Annotated in this window: 14 protein-coding genes; 3 read left to right on the plus strand and 11 right to left on the minus strand. The window is 69.6% G+C overall.

The features are described 5' to 3' along the window. Window positions 1-31 precede the first annotated feature (31 nt). Entirely contained in the window at window positions 32-424 is a 393-nt protein-coding gene (locus ACIPYT_RS16715) for a hypothetical protein (protein ID WP_401076828.1), read from the minus strand. 504 nt (window positions 425-928) lie between these two features. Here ACIPYT_RS16715 and ACIPYT_RS16720 point away from each other — a divergent pair. Further along, window positions 929-1432 carry a hypothetical protein gene (locus tag ACIPYT_RS16720; RefSeq protein ID WP_401076831.1) on the plus strand — a complete coding sequence of 168 codons (504 nt, stop codon included), beginning with the start codon at window positions 929-931 and terminating at the stop codon, window positions 1430-1432. Between the two features lie 18 nt (window positions 1433-1450). Here ACIPYT_RS16720 and ACIPYT_RS16725 read toward each other — a convergent pair whose 3' ends face one another. The 4 genes from ACIPYT_RS16725 to ACIPYT_RS16740 all read right to left on the minus strand — a co-directional run bounded on the left by ACIPYT_RS16725 (window position 1451) and on the right by ACIPYT_RS16740 (window position 4914). After that, window positions 1451-2743, minus strand: coding sequence for a sodium:proton exchanger (locus ACIPYT_RS16725; RefSeq protein WP_401076834.1), 1293 nt, complete (start codon window positions 2741-2743; stop codon window positions 1451-1453). A 362-nt stretch (window positions 2744-3105) separates the two neighbouring features. After that, the gene (locus ACIPYT_RS16730) at window positions 3106-3654 is read right to left on the minus strand and encodes a hypothetical protein (RefSeq protein WP_401076836.1); all 549 of its coding nucleotides are present in this window, start codon (window positions 3652-3654) and stop codon (window positions 3106-3108) included. A gap of 107 nt (window positions 3655-3761) precedes the next feature. Then, entirely contained in the window at window positions 3762-4319 is a 558-nt protein-coding gene (locus ACIPYT_RS16735) for a small multidrug efflux protein (protein WP_401076839.1), read from the minus strand. A gap of 121 nt (window positions 4320-4440) precedes the next feature. Then, complete coding sequence (locus ACIPYT_RS16740; RefSeq protein ID WP_401076842.1) at window positions 4441-4914, minus strand: carboxymuconolactone decarboxylase family protein; 474 nt, start codon at window positions 4912-4914, stop codon at window positions 4441-4443. A 164-nt stretch (window positions 4915-5078) separates the two neighbouring features. On the opposite strand from ACIPYT_RS16740, the gene ACIPYT_RS16745 reads away from it, so the two are divergent. Continuing rightward, the gene (locus tag ACIPYT_RS16745) at window positions 5079-6884 is read left to right on the plus strand and encodes a carboxylesterase/lipase family protein (RefSeq protein ID WP_401076845.1); all 1806 of its coding nucleotides are present in this window, start codon (window positions 5079-5081) and stop codon (window positions 6882-6884) included. Between the two features lie 12 nt (window positions 6885-6896). Here the strand turns inward: ACIPYT_RS16745 and ACIPYT_RS16750 are convergent, their stop codons facing one another. Beyond that, window positions 6897-7496: a TetR/AcrR family transcriptional regulator gene (locus ACIPYT_RS16750; RefSeq protein WP_401076848.1), complete on the minus strand. Its 600-nt coding sequence runs from the start codon at window positions 7494-7496 to the stop codon at window positions 6897-6899. 92 nt (window positions 7497-7588) lie between these two features. On the opposite strand from ACIPYT_RS16750, the gene ACIPYT_RS16755 reads away from it, so the two are divergent. Then, window positions 7589-8338: an SDR family NAD(P)-dependent oxidoreductase gene (locus tag ACIPYT_RS16755; protein WP_401076851.1), complete on the plus strand. Its 750-nt coding sequence runs from the start codon at window positions 7589-7591 to the stop codon at window positions 8336-8338. A 5-nt stretch (window positions 8339-8343) separates the two neighbouring features. Here the strand turns inward: ACIPYT_RS16755 and ACIPYT_RS16760 are convergent, their stop codons facing one another. The 5 genes from ACIPYT_RS16760 to ACIPYT_RS16780 form a co-directional block, all read right to left on the minus strand. Then, window positions 8344-9204, minus strand: a complete 861-nt coding sequence (locus tag ACIPYT_RS16760) for an alpha/beta fold hydrolase (protein WP_401076853.1) — start codon at window positions 9202-9204, stop codon at window positions 8344-8346. A gap of 68 nt (window positions 9205-9272) precedes the next feature. Continuing rightward, the gene (locus tag ACIPYT_RS16765) at window positions 9273-10037 is read right to left on the minus strand and encodes a MerR family transcriptional regulator (RefSeq protein WP_401076856.1); all 765 of its coding nucleotides are present in this window, start codon (window positions 10035-10037) and stop codon (window positions 9273-9275) included. Window positions 10038-10069: 32 nt separating this feature from the next. After that, complete coding sequence (locus ACIPYT_RS16770) at window positions 10070-10912, minus strand: alpha/beta fold hydrolase (protein WP_401076858.1); 843 nt, start codon at window positions 10910-10912, stop codon at window positions 10070-10072. A 126-nt stretch (window positions 10913-11038) separates the two neighbouring features. Continuing rightward, entirely contained in the window at window positions 11039-12838 is a 1800-nt protein-coding gene (locus ACIPYT_RS16775; protein WP_401076861.1) for an alpha/beta fold hydrolase, read from the minus strand. 129 nt (window positions 12839-12967) lie between these two features. Then, window positions 12968-14275: a glutaminase gene (locus ACIPYT_RS16780; protein WP_401076864.1), complete on the minus strand. Its 1308-nt coding sequence runs from the start codon at window positions 14273-14275 to the stop codon at window positions 12968-12970. Window positions 14276-14393: the final 118 nt, after the last annotated feature.

Genomic DNA, 14393 nt, shown 5'->3' on the forward strand with positions numbered 1-14393 from the left:
CGGAAGAACTCGCGCCGCCGGGTCCGCGCGACTACCAGAAGCGCTCGGGCTCCGGCTCGGGAAGACGGTCGCCGCCGCCCCAGCGGTCGGCCTCCGCCTTAGCGGCGTCGACCGCGGCGTCCGCTCCGTGCAGAGCCGTCCGCGCCTCGGCGCCACGCCCTGCGGACTCGTCATCGGTCGCCACGAGCAGTGTCGTGCGGGCGACAGGTGCCCCGATCGTCACGGTGCACTCGACCACACGCCCGACCCATCGGAGGATCTCACCGCGGAGCTCGTCGATCCGGCGGTACCGGACTCCGGTGTCGAGGTCGACGATCGACAGCACCGAAGCCTCACCCGTGGCGTCATCAAGGTGCTCGGTGACATCGATTCGATGGCCGTTCGGAATCGCGAGCTGAGCCTGCACGACGAGCCTTCTGTCCATGTGTCCACTCTAAGAGCGAAGACCGCCACGGCAACCGTGAATGCGAACTCCCAGACACGGCCGAAAACTCGGTAGAAACATTCGTAGATTTCTTTGTCCCCCAAATGGCGGACAAGCGGGAATCGCGATATTCTGCTACGAGTAGCGGGGGCTACCGACTGGAATCTGGGGAGATTCAGTCGATGGATGCAGCGAGATCTTCGCCGCCTCCCCTACCGTCCGGGAAGGACGGTGCGCCCTCTCGAGAGATCCCACTGGGGTGGACGACTCGAGAGGGCTACCAGGCCGCATCCTCAGGGGGAGGATGCGGGTCGGACACACAGCAGGACACACAGCGAGCCGATCTCGATCCGACACCCTGGTCGGAACGGGATCGGTTCGCGTTGCAATCGCTCCCATGTCAGCCGCGACACAGCCTGTCCGCCGCGACACGGCCGGGTCGCGCCTCCGAGCATCCGTCGCGATCCTCTGGCCTTTCGCCGCGCTGACCGGGATCATGGCCGCATGGCATTCGACATCCTGCAGGGTCCTCTCGTCGAGCACCGGGCATCGCAGCCGACCCTCGGCATCCGGGTGATCACCCCCTTCCGCGGGATGCTGGCCGTGCGTGACGCGCTGATCAGCGAGCTCGCCGGCTGGCTCCACGCGCGGAGGATCGAACCGCGCGGACCCTTCTTCCTGAGGCTTCACACGATCGACATGGCGGGTGACATGGACATCGAGGTGGGCGTCTTCGACGATCACGGAGCGGATGACGCCGACGACCGCGTGCGCGTCGGCGAGGCGCCCGCGGGCGACTACGGCGTTCTCGCCTATCGCGGCAGCTCGATGACCGCGAACAAGAGCCTGCTGGCGTGGGTTCCGGAGAACGACCGAGGATTCGACGCCGATCCCGCCACCGGAGCGTGGGCGGGGCGCTTCGAGATCCTCCGCACCGACCCCCGCCGGGAGAAGCGCAAGACCGCGTGGACGATCGAGCTCGCCTTCCTGCTGGATCCCGAGAGCTGAAGCCCCGCCCGCCGTCACTCAGCGCGCGACGGGCACCGAGCCGGTGTCGGCCGTCGGCGCATCCGCCGCCGCCGCACCCGTCGCCGGTACGGAATGCGCCGCGGGGACCGCGCGACGGAACGGCGCGGCCAGAGTCGGCAGGATGTCACGGCGGTGCAGCACGAGCAGCCCCACGGCGATCGCGACCTGGATCCCCGACAGCACATAGCGACCGGTGGTGTCGGTGACGAAGAACTGCACGGCGAAGATCGCCGCGAGCGCCACCGCCGACCGCCAGTGGAAGCGCAGCGCCATGATGACGGCGACGCCCATGACCGTCTGCGTACCGGTCAGCACGAACTCCTCGATCTGGCGCGCGTCGAGCGGCAGACCGCTTCCGCCCCCACCGAAGACGTGCGCGACCGGGAGCGAGCCGACCAGCAGACTCCACTGGTTGATCTTCGATGCGATCAGCGTGCCGATCGCCGCCGCCCCCATGCCCCGCATAGCGAACAGCACGGCGATGATGAACTCGGGAGCCTCGGACGCGAGAGGCGCGAGCCACTGCACGAGGAAGTAGCTGTCGATGCCGAGCGAGGTGCCCGAGTCGACGAGCGCGGTGGCGAAGGGCTCTGCACAGGCGAGGATGATCGCAGCGGAGACGACGAACATCACGATCACCGTGGCGCGACGCGCCCCCGTCGGCATACCGGCGATGTCGGCGGCGGCACCCACGAACTCCTCCTCGCCATCGTCCTCGACGCGGCTCGCACGCCACAGGTACAGCACGAACCCGGCGATGAGCACGAGACCGAACCAGATCGGGATGCTGCCGATCAGCGGGATCGCGAACGCCAGCACCGCGAGAATCGCGAGGAAGCCGACATCGAGGCGCGCCGTGACGGGCAGGCCGAGGCTCGACACGCGTCGCCGGTCGCCGCGACGGAGACCGCGGTTGGCGACGAGCAGCGCGACGATCACGACGAGCGGCCATCCGAAGCCGAGGAGCAGGCGATTCGAGCCCGTCATGTTCGCGGCGGCGTACTGGGCGTACTCCGGATCGGATCCGGATCGGAAGGCGTAGTAGAGGTCGACCGCGTATTCGGGCAGCACGGCGATGAGCGCGAGGATCGCGATCGCGAGGGCGCCGGAGATGTCCTTCTGCGCGGCCTCTGCAGCCCACGCGAGCAGGAAGCTCGCGGCGACGACGGCGGCGCCGAACACGAGCAGGTCGATCACGGGATGCGGGTGGAAGCCGAGGATCCGGAAGACGACGGCGGGGGCTGCGATGGTGAGGCACAGCAGGATGCGGGTGATGAGGGCGCGGGGCACGCGCTCTCCCTTCGGTCGGGCATGACCGAAGAGACGACACAGCGGAGCTCCGGCCACACAGAGGGCCGAAGGTCTCGCTCATCCCGGATCGGGACGGGGCACCGGACGATCGTCGTGAACGTCAGCATGTCGATGCACCCTCGGGCCTCGCGACCCGGAGCTACTCCCCTTCGTTGCCACCAGTCTTCCGGGATATCGCGGCGCGATCCAAGCCAGGAGAAGGGATTCGGAGCATTTCGGGACGCCTGAAGCGGAATTCCGCGGGCGGCGTTCGGGTGGCTCTTAAGGTTTCGGGACGGCGAAACACGTACCCCGCCGCCCGACGCGCTCAGGCGCCGAGACGACGGGGTGCGGCGAGACGATCAGCCGCGAGCAGCGCTCTCGTTCGCCACGATGTACTGCGCGAAGAACGCCAGGCTGTCTTCGTCGCCGTTCTCGACCCGCTTGAAAGCCTTGTTGACGATGTTGTAGGCACCGCTGGTCGGGCTCACCACCGCGAAGTTGAGCGCCTCGGGGACGTTGAGGTGCGGGAAGTCGTTCGCCACGACCCACCGGAATCCGAGGTGACGCACGAAGACCTCGCCGACGTAGAACCCGGATGCTGCCGTGACCTCGGCGGTGCGCTCGCTGCCGCGCTCCTCGAAGTGCGTGAGGATGCTGTCGACGTCGGCGATGCTCCGCACCGAGAAGTCGAGGTCGACATCGTCGTCGTCCGCGAAGATGCCGACGAACCACTCGGCGATGACCGGAGCCGACTCGACCGCGAGCGGAGCCGGGAGTCCGAGCTCACGCCCGCCGTAGGGAGTGCCCCACGGGATCTCGTCCTTCCACGGCTGCGGCTCGGCAGCGGGCGGGGTGGCAGCGGGCGGGGTGGGCTCCGACGGCTTCTTGCGACGGCTGAACAGTCCCATGGGGATCCTTTCGGTGGGTACCAGCCCATCGTGGCGGAAGGGTACGACATCCGTGGGATCGCTCGCGTGCGTGTGTCGCCGCTCCGCGGAGCGGCGACACACCGGCCTCAGACGCCGACCAGGAAGGTCAACGCCGCCCACACCGAGACGGTGCCGACGGTCGTCCACAGAACGATCGCCACACCCTGCCACAGAAGCACCCAGCCGCGGGGCGTGCCGCCCGCCACCAGGATGGCGGACGTGAACTGCGTCGGGATCGCGAGCGGGCCCAGGATGCTGGCTCCCGGCACGCCGAACCGCACGAGCCACCGCTTGAACTTCACGCGGCCCTTCGACTCCGGCTTCTCGGGCGCGACCGCGGCCGCGGTCTCAGCGGAGCCGCCGCCGACGGTCGCCGCGACACGGGCGTTCTGCCGATCGACCACGGCGGTGCGCGCGCGGGAGGTGAGCATCACGATCAGGAGCACGCTGATGAAGTTGCCCGCCGCTGCGGCGATGCCCGCGATGATCGGGTTCACACCGCCGACGACGCCGACCATCGACGCCACCTCCCCCTCGACGAAGGGGATCGCTCCGGCGAGCAGGATCACGAACGGTTGCACCAGTTCGGGGACGTAGGCGACGAGGTCTTGAAAGCCTCGGACGAGCTGTTCGATCGGGTTCACTTCTCCGGTTCCTCTCGGGTGATGCGGAGCGATTGTCGTCCGCGACGCCCAGTAGACCCCGTGTTCTCAGAACAGAGTCAAACCGGCGAGTCCAGGTGCGGCACCTCCGCCTGCGGGGCCGTCACCGGATCAGCGCCCCGGCGCCGTCGCGGGGACGCACCGGATGCTGGCTGAGGATGGAGATCCGGTTGAACAGGTTGATCGCGACGGCCACCCACTCGGCGGCCGAGAACGCCTCGTCACCGAGCAGCGCTCGCGCGGACTCCAGATCGGCCGAGCGCTCCTCGTCCACCGGGAGCACCGTGGCCGCCTCCGCCACCGCGAGCACGGCCTTCTCGCGCTCGCCGAACAGAGCGGTCTCCCGCCAGGCGGGCAGCAGATCGAGCTGCTGCTGCGTGATCCCCGCCTGGCGGGCCTCGCGCGAGTGCAGGTCGAGGCAGAACGCGCACCCGTTCAGCTGCGACGCGCGCACCTTGATGAGTTCGGATTCCTGCGCCGCGAGACCGCCGTCCGCGGCAGCCGCGCGCACGGCCGTCGAGAGCGCGACCGAGGCCTGCCACGCCGCGGGGCTCGTCTTGTCCAGGTAGGGCCGCATGTGTCCTCGTCTCCGCCGTGCATCCGGTGCGGTCGCGCCGAGCATCCACGACCGCGTGTCATGTCAGTCCAGACCGTGTTCTCGGCACAGGGTCAACCCGCCGCGCCTCGATCGCTCGCGCACCGCCTTGACCCTGTGCCGGGAACGGCTGTTCGACTGCATCCATGCCCGTGATCCTCCCCCTGCTCATCGCGGTGCCGACGGCCGTGCTCGGCTGGCTCAACCGCACGCCGTGGTGGGGTTGGGCGCTCGCCGCGGTGCTGCTCATCGCGCTCGCCGCAGCCCTCCACGCCCTCCGCCGCCGTCGACGCCTGCTCCGCCTCGGCGCAGGTCTCCTCGGCGGGGTGATCGTCTGCGCGACGATCGTGATCTCCTACCCGCCGCCGGGCACCCGGCCTGCCGGGGGTGACGAACCGATCGCCTCCGCCGTGGTGTCCACCGCGCAGGGTCCGGTGCGGGGCGTCGTGAACGACCCCGGAACGGTCGAGATCTTCGCCGGCATCCCCTATGCGCAACCGCCGGTGGGCGACCTGCGCTGGCGGGCGCCCGAGGCGCCGCTGCCGCGGGACGGCCTGTTCGTCGCCGACCGCTTCTCGCCGGTCCCGGTGCAGCCGACGTCACGGTTCGCGAGCCGGGCGCTGTCGCAGATCGTCGACGCTCCGCTCGAGGGCACGCTCCTGAACCCCTATCAGGTGAGCGAGGACAGCCTGACCCTCAACGTCTGGCGGAGCACCGGCCGAACCTCCGCCCGCCTGCCCGTGATCGTGTACATCCCCGGCGGCGGCTTCCAGACCGGATCCGGGGCGCTGCCGCTGTACGACGGCGAGTCGCTCGCCGCCCGCGGCGACGTGATCACCGTCACGGTCAACTACCGCCTCGGCGTCCTGGGGTTCCTGACGCATCCCGACCTCGCCGACGAGGGCGTGGGCGGAGCCTCCGGCAACTACGGCATCCAGGATCAGGTCGCAGCTCTCCGCTGGGTGCACGAGAACATCGCCTCGTTCGGCGGCGATCCCGATCGCGTGACCGTCGCCGGCGAGTCCGCCGGAGGCGAGAGCGTGTGCATCCTCGGTGCGAGTCCGCTCTCGGCCGACCTGATCTCCGGCATCATCGGCGGCAGCGGATCGTGCATGGGCACGACGGGTTCGACGGAGCGCGGCGACCAGTACGACACGCGCGAGTCCGCTGAGGATGCCGGGATGCTGCTGAGCGACCGGCTCGGCGGCGCGACGATCGAGGAGATGCGCGCGATGCCGGTCGACCGCATCGTCGAGGCGGCTGCCGATCTCGGCGCGCACTGGCGGCCGTCGGTCGACGGATACGTGCTGCCCGACTCCCCCGCCGAGATCTACGCGGAGGGCCGACAGCACGACGTCCCGATCCTCGTGGGGAGCACCGCTGACGAGGCATCGCTCGCGCTCGCGGCGCCACCCGAGATCGACGTCGACGAGTACGAGGCGACCGCGCGCGAGACGTACGGCGACCTCGCCGACGACTACCTGTCGCTCTATCCGGCGGACACTCCGGAGGAGGCGCTGCAGTCGACCCTGCAGGCGCAGACCGACCGGGTCATGACCCGCGGCATGCTGGTCTGGTCACGGGCGCAGTCGCGAACAGGTGATGCGCCCGCCTATCTGTACTTCTTCACCCACACACCCCCGGAGAAGGGGCTGGAGAGGTTCGGCGCCTACCACGGGGCGGAGATCGCGTACGCGTTCGACAACCTCGGCGCCGACCACGATGCGGACTACACGGATGCCGACCGGCTGCTGCGCGACCAGATGAGCGGATACTGGGTGTCGTTCGCAGCCACGGGGGCCCCTCGGGATCCGCTGCTGCCGTCGTGGCCGACGGCCGAGGCCGAGCCCGAGCAGGTCATGGAGTTCGGAGCGGAGGGCAGTCGGATGACGGATCGTCCGCGCCCCGCAGCGATCGACTTCTGGGTCGCCTACCCGGGGCCGATCGCGTGATCGGCCCCGACGTCACATCGGCGGCCAGTGCCGCATCGAGGCGTCGACGACGCTGCGGAGGGATTCGCGCGACGCGCCCTCGGTCGCCTGCACGCTCACGCCGTCGGCCACCGTGGTGAGATAGCGCGCGATCAGGTCGGGGTCGGACCCCTCCGGGAGGTCGCCGTCGGCGAGAGCTCGTTCGAAGCGCTCGCGCAGGTCGACGTGGCGCTGGGCGCGCCAGGCCGTGAGGATCTCCTGCACGGTCGCTCCCGTGACGCCCACCGCGAGAGCGGCCCGCACACCGAGGCATCCCGGCGGACGGCCGGGCTGCGTCCCGGCGGCGACCGCGCCGTACAGGAACGTCTCGGCGACCTCGCGCGCCGTCGCCGCCCCGACGGAATCGCGCACATAGGATCCCGGCCCCTGCTCATAGCGCTGGAGGGCCTTCAGGAAGAGGTCCTCCTTGTTGCCGAAGGCGGCGTACATGCTCTTGCGGGAGATGCCCATCTCTTCGGTGAGCAACGAGAGACTCGCGCCTTCGTAGCCGTGTTCCCAGAACACCAGGAGCGCCTTCTCGAGCGCATCGTCGGCGTCGAACTCCCGCGGTCGCCCCATCTTCGTCTGTTCCACAGGCCGATCCTACCACTTCGAGACCGATCGATGCAGAACTGCTAGGGTTACTTAAACACCGATCGGTGCAGAAAGAGACGAAGGGATTCACGATGAACAGGTTCGAGGGCAAGACAGCGGTCGTCACAGGCGGCGGGACCAACGGGATCGGCCGGGCGACCGCGGCTCGGCTCGTGTCCGAGGGCGCGCACGTCTTCATCATGGGACGCCGCGAGAACGAGCTCGACCAGGCCGTCGCGGAGATCGGGCCCGGCGTCACCGCGATCGCCGGCGACATCCGCAACAGCGCCGACCTCGATCGTCTGTACGCCGCGGTCGAGGCGCGCGGGGCCGGCCTCGACGTCCTGTTCGCCAACGCCGGCGTCGCGACGTTCGCGCCGATCGACGAACTCACCGAAGACGACCTCCAGTTCGTGCTCGGCATCAACGTCGTCGGCACGATGCTCACGGTGCAGAAGGCCATCCCCCACCTGAACCCCGGCGGCTCGGTGATCATCAACGCGTCGACCTCCGCAGACCGCGGCGTCGCGGGCATGGGCGCCTACGCCGCCTCCAAGGCCGCTCTGCGCAGCTTCACCCGCACCTGGGCGAACGAGCTCAAGGACCGCGGCATCCGCGTCAACGCGATCTCCCCCGGCCCCACCGACACCTCCGGAGTCGTCGAGCTCGTCGGCGCCGAGAACGTCGTCGCCTACAACGAGAGCCTGGCCGCGACGCTCCCGATCGGTCGCACGGCACGCCTCGAGGAGATGGCGGGCGTCGTCGCATTCCTCGGTTCGTCCGACAGCAGCTTCATGCTCGGCTCGAACGTGCTCGTCGACGGCGGCGCCAACCAGGTCTGACCTCCTCAGAACGCGGCGCGCCACTCGAGGATCGCGTCGGCCACCTCGTCGAGATGGGATTCCAGCAGGAAGTGCCCGCCGTCGAGGAGGTCGACCCTCGCGTGTGGCGCGTCGCGGCGGAAGGCCTCGGCGCCGGCAGGGCCGAAGATCTCGTCGTTGCGACCCCAGATCGCCAGCACGGGAACTCCGGAGGCACGCAGCCAGTCGTGCACCCGCGGGTACAGGAGCCGGTTCGACGCGTAGTCCGCGAACAGGGCGAGCTGCGCGCGGTCCGACCCCGGCCGCGCGAGGAGTGCGAGATCGTGCTCCCAGGCGTCCGGGTCGACGAGCGACGGGTCGGGCACGCCGTGCAGGTACTGCCACTCGACGGCATCCCTCTCCAGCGCCGGCCGCAGCGCGCGCTCGTTCTCGGGCGACCTGTCGTCGCCGTACGCCCAGATCGGCGCCCAGAACTCGGGCACGAACCCCTCTTCGTAGGCGTTCCCGTTCTGCGAGATCACGCCCTCGACCGCATCGGGGTCGTGGAGGGCGAGCCGCCACGCGATCGGCGCGCCGTAGTCCTGCGTATAGACCGTGAACGCCGAGACGCCGAGCTCGGCGAGCAGCCCGCGGGTGACCTCCGTGAGGGCGTCGAACGTGTAGGAGAACTCGTCGACGGACGGCGCGGATGAGCGCCCGAAGCCGATGTGGTCGGGGGCGATCACCCGGTACCTCTCGCCGAGTGCCGGGATGAGATGCCGGAACATGTGCGAGCTCGTGGGGTATCCGTGCAGCAGGAGCAGCACCGGGGCGTCCTTCGGCCCCGCCTCGCGGTAGAACACGTCCAGCCCCTGCACGGTGGCCGTCCTGTGATGAACCCTGACCATGATGTCCTCCTCGTTCGATGTCCTGCGTGCGATGGTCTGCGTGCGATGGTCTGCGTGCGCGACGGTCGTCATCCGTCTGCGTCATGCGGTGCGTCCGTGACCGTCTTCGCGTCCGGCTGCACCAGTTCACGTGCGGCGATGTGCGCGCGCCCCAGAACGTCGAGCTGGGCCGGGTTGTAGAGCTCCTGGAGCGCCTCGATCATCGTCTGCGACGAGACCGCGGGGCGCCGGGCGAGGTGCGACGCTGGATCGTTCAACCACGGGTAGTCCCTGAGGTTGCGCGCCAGGCTGACCGCGAGTCTGGCGACGAGCTGCTCGCGGGTCGCCTCATCGGCGTCGGCGGGCAGCTGGTCGAGGTCGGCCGACACGTCGTCGACGTCCTCGGCGATCCGCTGGATGTCGGCGAGGGCCGTCTTGTCGTACAGCTGGGTGTAGATGTGCAGGATCGACGTGTCCGTCTCGGACAGCCTCCCCGCCACCGCTTCGAAACCGGCCGGGGTGTCGGCGGGCACCTCGTCGCGAAGGATCGCGGCGATGTCGGCTCGGGCGCGCTCGGCTCGGCGGATGGTCTCCTCGAGTTCGGCGTCGAGCGCACGCAACGTCTGCGGCGTGCTGTCGGCTCCGGCGCGCACGGCGTGGATCTCTGAGAGCGGCACGCCGAGGTCGGCGAGACGACGGATGCGCAGCAGGCTCACCAGGTGGTGCACCTCGTACTGCTTGTATCCGTTGTACTCCGTCTCGGGCTGCTCGAGCAGCCCGAGACGGTGGTAGTGACGGATCGTGTTGACCGTCGTCCCGGCGCGCTCGGCGAGCTCGCGCGTGCTCCATGCCACGACCGGCTCCTCTGCGATGGCGGGGCTGAGTCTTACTTGGCGAGGAAGTCCTTGAGGGCGGTGTTGACCTCGTCGGCGTGGGTCCACAAGAGCCCGTGTGGGGCGCCGTCGACCTCGATGTAGTCCGCCTCGGGGACGGCCTGGTGGAACCGGCGGGCGGTGGCGTCGATGGGGAGGATGTTGTCCTTCGTGCCGTGCAGGATGAGGGTGGGCTTGCCGGCGGCGCGGACGGCCTCGACGTCGCCGCGGAAGTCCTCGATCCAGCTCGACACGACCGCGTAGGCGGCGACCGGGGCGCTGGTGACGGCGAGGTTCCAGTTCGCGTCGACGACCTGCTGGCTGATCCGCGTGCCGAGGTTCTCGTCGAGGTTGTAGAAGTTCTGGTAGAAGTCCGTGAACCAGGCGTACCGGTCACCGTATGCGGCGGCGTGGATCCCGTCGAACACGTCCTGCGGCACCCCGTCGGGGTTGTCGTCGCGCTGCACGAGGAACGGCTCGAGCGAGGCGAGGAACGCGAGCTTCGCGACCCGCTCATGCCCGTACGTCGCGACATACCGGGCCAGCTCGCCCGTGCCCATCGAGAACCCCACGAGCACGACGTCGCGCAGGTCGAGGGTCTCCAGCACCGTGTTCAGGTCGGCCGCGAACGTGTCGTAGTCGTACCCGGTGTTCACCTTCGACGATGCCCCGAACCCGCGGCGGTCGTACGTGATCACCCGGTACCCCTGCGCGAGCAGCTCCCGCGTCTGACGCTCCCAGCTGTGACCGTTCAACGGATACCCGTGGATCAGCACCACCGGCTGACCCGACCCCTGATCCTCGTAGTACAGCTCGATCGGAGTGCTGTTCTCATTCCCGACGGTGATGTAACCCATGAACGTGGTCCTTTCCCACTTCGGCCGTCCAGCGCGGCCGCTGAGATCAGCAGACACCGTGTGGCCACGACAGGGTCAACAGAATTCTCGGGAGCCCGGATGCCGCAGCATCCGGGCCCCGTCTTCTCACCCCTGCGGCACCGTCAGCTCGGCCGTCTCCGCCGGGATGGCCGGGTCGGTGAAGAGCGGATCGCCGGAGTGCCGGCCGTCGCCGTCGAGCGGGGTCCAGGACTCGTAGGTGACGCTCTCCAGCGGGAGCGGCTTGCCAGGGGCGACGATGATCTCCGAGGGCCGGTCTCCCCCGAGGAGGAATTCGATCACCGGGCGATCGACGGCATCCGTGCCGTACGGGAACACCCCGTGGATGCTCTCGTTGTCGACCACGATGAGGCTCGTGTTCGGCAGCTCGGTGCCGGCGGCCCAGCCCTGCTCGTACGGGGTCATCGAGTCGAGCTCGCTCTGCACCACGAGGGTCTCGGGAAAGCTGTCGTCGAGCGGCGGCTTGGTCGAGTCCGTGGGCCAGAACGCGCACGACGGGGTGACGAGCAGGCCGAACTGCGCGGTGAGCGGCGCAACCTCCGCCGTCTCCTCGTAGAACTCGTCCCAGTGCTCGCTCCCCTGGGTCCACTGCCCGTCGGTGCACGCCGTGAACTCGATCACGTAGTCGTGCGTGGCGGTGATCGTCTCCCCCGGCGCAGTGTCGACCGGGGCGCTGAGCTGTGCCAGTCGCTGCTGGGCGACGGGCCGCAGCGTCTCGGGGAGCTGGGTGCGCTCGACGATCCGTGCGGCCAGCGCCGCGGGGTCGATCTCCCCGCTCGCGGCTTCGGCCTCGCCGATGACGGCCGAGATCAGACTCGCGGCGAGGGGGTACGCCACCGGGGCGGAGAAGGCGAGCGAGCCGCTCGCGGCGTTCCAGGCGTACTGGGCCGCTGTGGCCTTCTCGGGCTCCTCGGTCGCGGCGAAGTACCGTTCCCAGATGGCTTCGGGATCCGTGCCGAGGCCGATCGTCGCGTCGTTGCGCGCGATCCAGTTCAGCAGGTGCAGCCGGAACTGGCGGTCGCGGCCCTCGTGCGCCGAGTCGTACAGCGTCTGGATCGACTCCTGGGTCGAGTCCACCGACGAGTCCAGCAGCATCCGCTCGATGTTCTCGGCGAACAGCGACCCGTACCAGGTGCCGAGCCACGTGCCGTACGAGTACCCGACGTAGGTGACCGTGTCGAGGCCGAGGAGGTGCCGCATGAAGTCCATGTCGTACGCGGCCTGCTCGGTCGTCATGGTGGCGACGTCCTCGTTCTGCGAACAGGCTTCGCCGATCGCCTTCGACGCCGCGGCCGGACCGTCAGCCGGGTCGTACTCGTACTCGCACTCCGCGTGGCTCGACCTGCCCAGACCGCGCTGGTCGAAGCTCACGTAGTTGGTCGTCGGCCGCAGTTCGGGTGTGTAGAGCTGCACCGCGGTGCTGTACGACAGACCAGAGGTGTACGGGCCGCCGGGGTGGGCGATGATCGTGGTGTGGTAGTCGGGATCGCTCGGCTCGATGTTCTTGGCCTGCGAGATGCGCACGTCCCAGGTGAGCTCGGGGTCGGGATCGGTCCAGTCGCGCGGTACCGTGATCGTCGCGCACTCGACGTTCGACACGTCCGCCCCGGGGATGGGCGCCCCGTCGTCGTTGAAGTCGCACTGCTCCCACACGAGCTCCTGGTCGGCCAGATCGCCCGCGAGCGCCACGACGTCGGGCGTCGTCCGCTGCGGACTGCTCGGCGCGGTCTCGACATCGCCGCCGTTCGCGGTGGCGATCGCGACCGCCGCCACGACCACGGCGACCACGGCCGCCCCGGCGATGCCGATGCGCAGCATCCTCCGTCGTCGCGAGCGGTCTGCGCCCGGCCCTCCTGCGTTCGGTCCTCGTGCATCCTGCTCGGTCACGTCGGCACTCCCTTCGGTCGGAGTGCCGCCGCACGATCGGCTCGGCACTCGCTGTCTCCGTCAGAAGCAAGCCCACCCTGTGTCGTCACCACACTGTCAAACCCCGGGCGGATCGCACCCCGGCTCACATCAGGAGCGGTGCCAGTCCGTCACGGGGGCGTCGAGGTCGACCAGGCCGGCCAGATCGGACACGACCGTGACCCGCGCTCCCGCGCCGGGATCGGGGTCGGGCACCATACCCTCCGGATCGACGAGGAACACCTCCCGCCCCTCCCGCGACAGCCTCTTCACGGCCTCGAGGAGCATCCGACGGCCGACATCGTCGATCGACGACACCAGCGCCAGGTCGAAGGCGACTCGCGGTTCGGTCGGCGGGTGGTCCACCATCTCGCGCACGAACCTCTCGGCCCCGGCGAAACGGATGCCGCCCTGCAGCCGCAGCACGCGGATCGCCTCGGCCCCCTGCCCCCGAGTGCGATGCGAGCGCACGACGGCCCGCGCCGTCGGCGGGACCTCCATCACGTGCAGGCCCATGTCGGTCGAGAACCGTTCGAACAGCGAGACGCCGCGCACGCTGTTGCCGTGTTCGTCGAGGCGGGGCGAGAAGGTCGCGATGCCGAGCTGGCCGGGAAGCGCGCCGATCAGGCCACCGGCAACGCCGCTCTTCGCGGGGATGCCGACCTGCGTGGCCCAGTCCCCCGCCGCGTCGTACATGCCGCATGTGGCCATGACGCTGAGCACCTGGCGCAGCACCGTCGGGTCGACGACCTGCGCGCCCGAGAGCGGGTTCACCCCGTTGTTGGCCAGGGTCGCCGCCATCATCGCGAGGTCACGCGTGGTGACCAGCACGGAGCACTGCCGGATGTAGCCGTCGACGACCTCCCGCGGGTCGTCGACGAGGATGCCGTGGCTGCGGAGCATGTGCGCGATGGCGAGGTTGCGGTGCGCGCTGGCCATCTCCGAGGCGCAGACCTTCTCGTCGACCCGCAGCTCGCGGCCCGCGAACGCGGAGAGACCGCGGACGACGTGCTCGACGCGTTCGGCGGGCGACAGGTCGGGCGCGCCGGCGAGCGAGTGCGCAGTGATCGCTCCCGCGTTGATCATGGGATTGCGCGGGCGCCCGGTACGGCCCTCCAGCGAGATCTCGTTGAACGCCTCACCCGACGGCTCGACGCCGACCTTCGCGAGCACGGCGTCGAATCCGCGATCGGTCAACGCCATCGCGTAGACGAACGGCTTCGAGATCGACTGGATCGTGAACTCGACATCCGTGTCGCCCGCGCCGTGGACCTCGCCGTCGACGGTCGCGAACACGGCGGCCAGCCGATCGGGATCGGCCGAGGCGAGCTCGGGGATGTAGCCTGCGGGGTCGCCGGAGGTGTCGGATTCGACGTCGGCGAGCGCGCCGGTCAGGTAGTCGGGGACGACGGATCTCATGAGCGCTCCGCTCTGGTCGACGGGAGGGGGATGCCGGTCGTGTCGAGCCTCTCATCCGCCGGCGCGCTGCGAGCGTCGCGCCGCGGGGCGTCGGCGGGACAGGGCCTCGTAGAGGGGG

The sequence above is a fragment of the Microbacterium sp. NPDC089695 genome, assembly GCF_044749085.1.
GTDB lineage: Bacteria > Actinomycetota > Actinomycetes > Actinomycetales > Microbacteriaceae > Microbacterium.

What these genes read in the sequence shown, in the direction of transcription:
- ACIPYT_RS16715 (WP_401076828.1), bottom strand. Translation starts at nt 424, where the DNA reads ATGGACAGAAGGCTCGTCGTGCAGGCTCAGCTCGCGATTCCGAACGGC.
- ACIPYT_RS16720 (WP_401076831.1), top strand. Translation starts at nt 929, where the DNA reads ATGGCATTCGACATCCTGCAGGGTCCTCTCGTCGAGCACCGGGCATCG.
- ACIPYT_RS16730 (WP_401076836.1), bottom strand. Translation starts at nt 3,654, where the DNA reads ATGGGACTGTTCAGCCGTCGCAAGAAGCCGTCGGAGCCCACCCCGCCC.
- ACIPYT_RS16740 (WP_401076842.1), bottom strand. Translation starts at nt 4,914, where the DNA reads ATGCGGCCCTACCTGGACAAGACGAGCCCCGCGGCGTGGCAGGCCTCG.
- ACIPYT_RS16745 (WP_401076845.1), top strand. Translation starts at nt 5,079, where the DNA reads ATGCCCGTGATCCTCCCCCTGCTCATCGCGGTGCCGACGGCCGTGCTC.
- ACIPYT_RS16755 (WP_401076851.1), top strand. Translation starts at nt 7,589, where the DNA reads ATGAACAGGTTCGAGGGCAAGACAGCGGTCGTCACAGGCGGCGGGACC.
- ACIPYT_RS16760 (WP_401076853.1), bottom strand. Translation starts at nt 9,204, where the DNA reads ATGGTCAGGGTTCATCACAGGACGGCCACCGTGCAGGGGCTGGACGTG.
- ACIPYT_RS16770 (WP_401076858.1), bottom strand. Translation starts at nt 10,912, where the DNA reads ATGGGTTACATCACCGTCGGGAATGAGAACAGCACTCCGATCGAGCTG.
- ACIPYT_RS16780 (WP_401076864.1), bottom strand. Translation starts at nt 14,275, where the DNA reads ATGAGATCCGTCGTCCCCGACTACCTGACCGGCGCGCTCGCCGACGTC.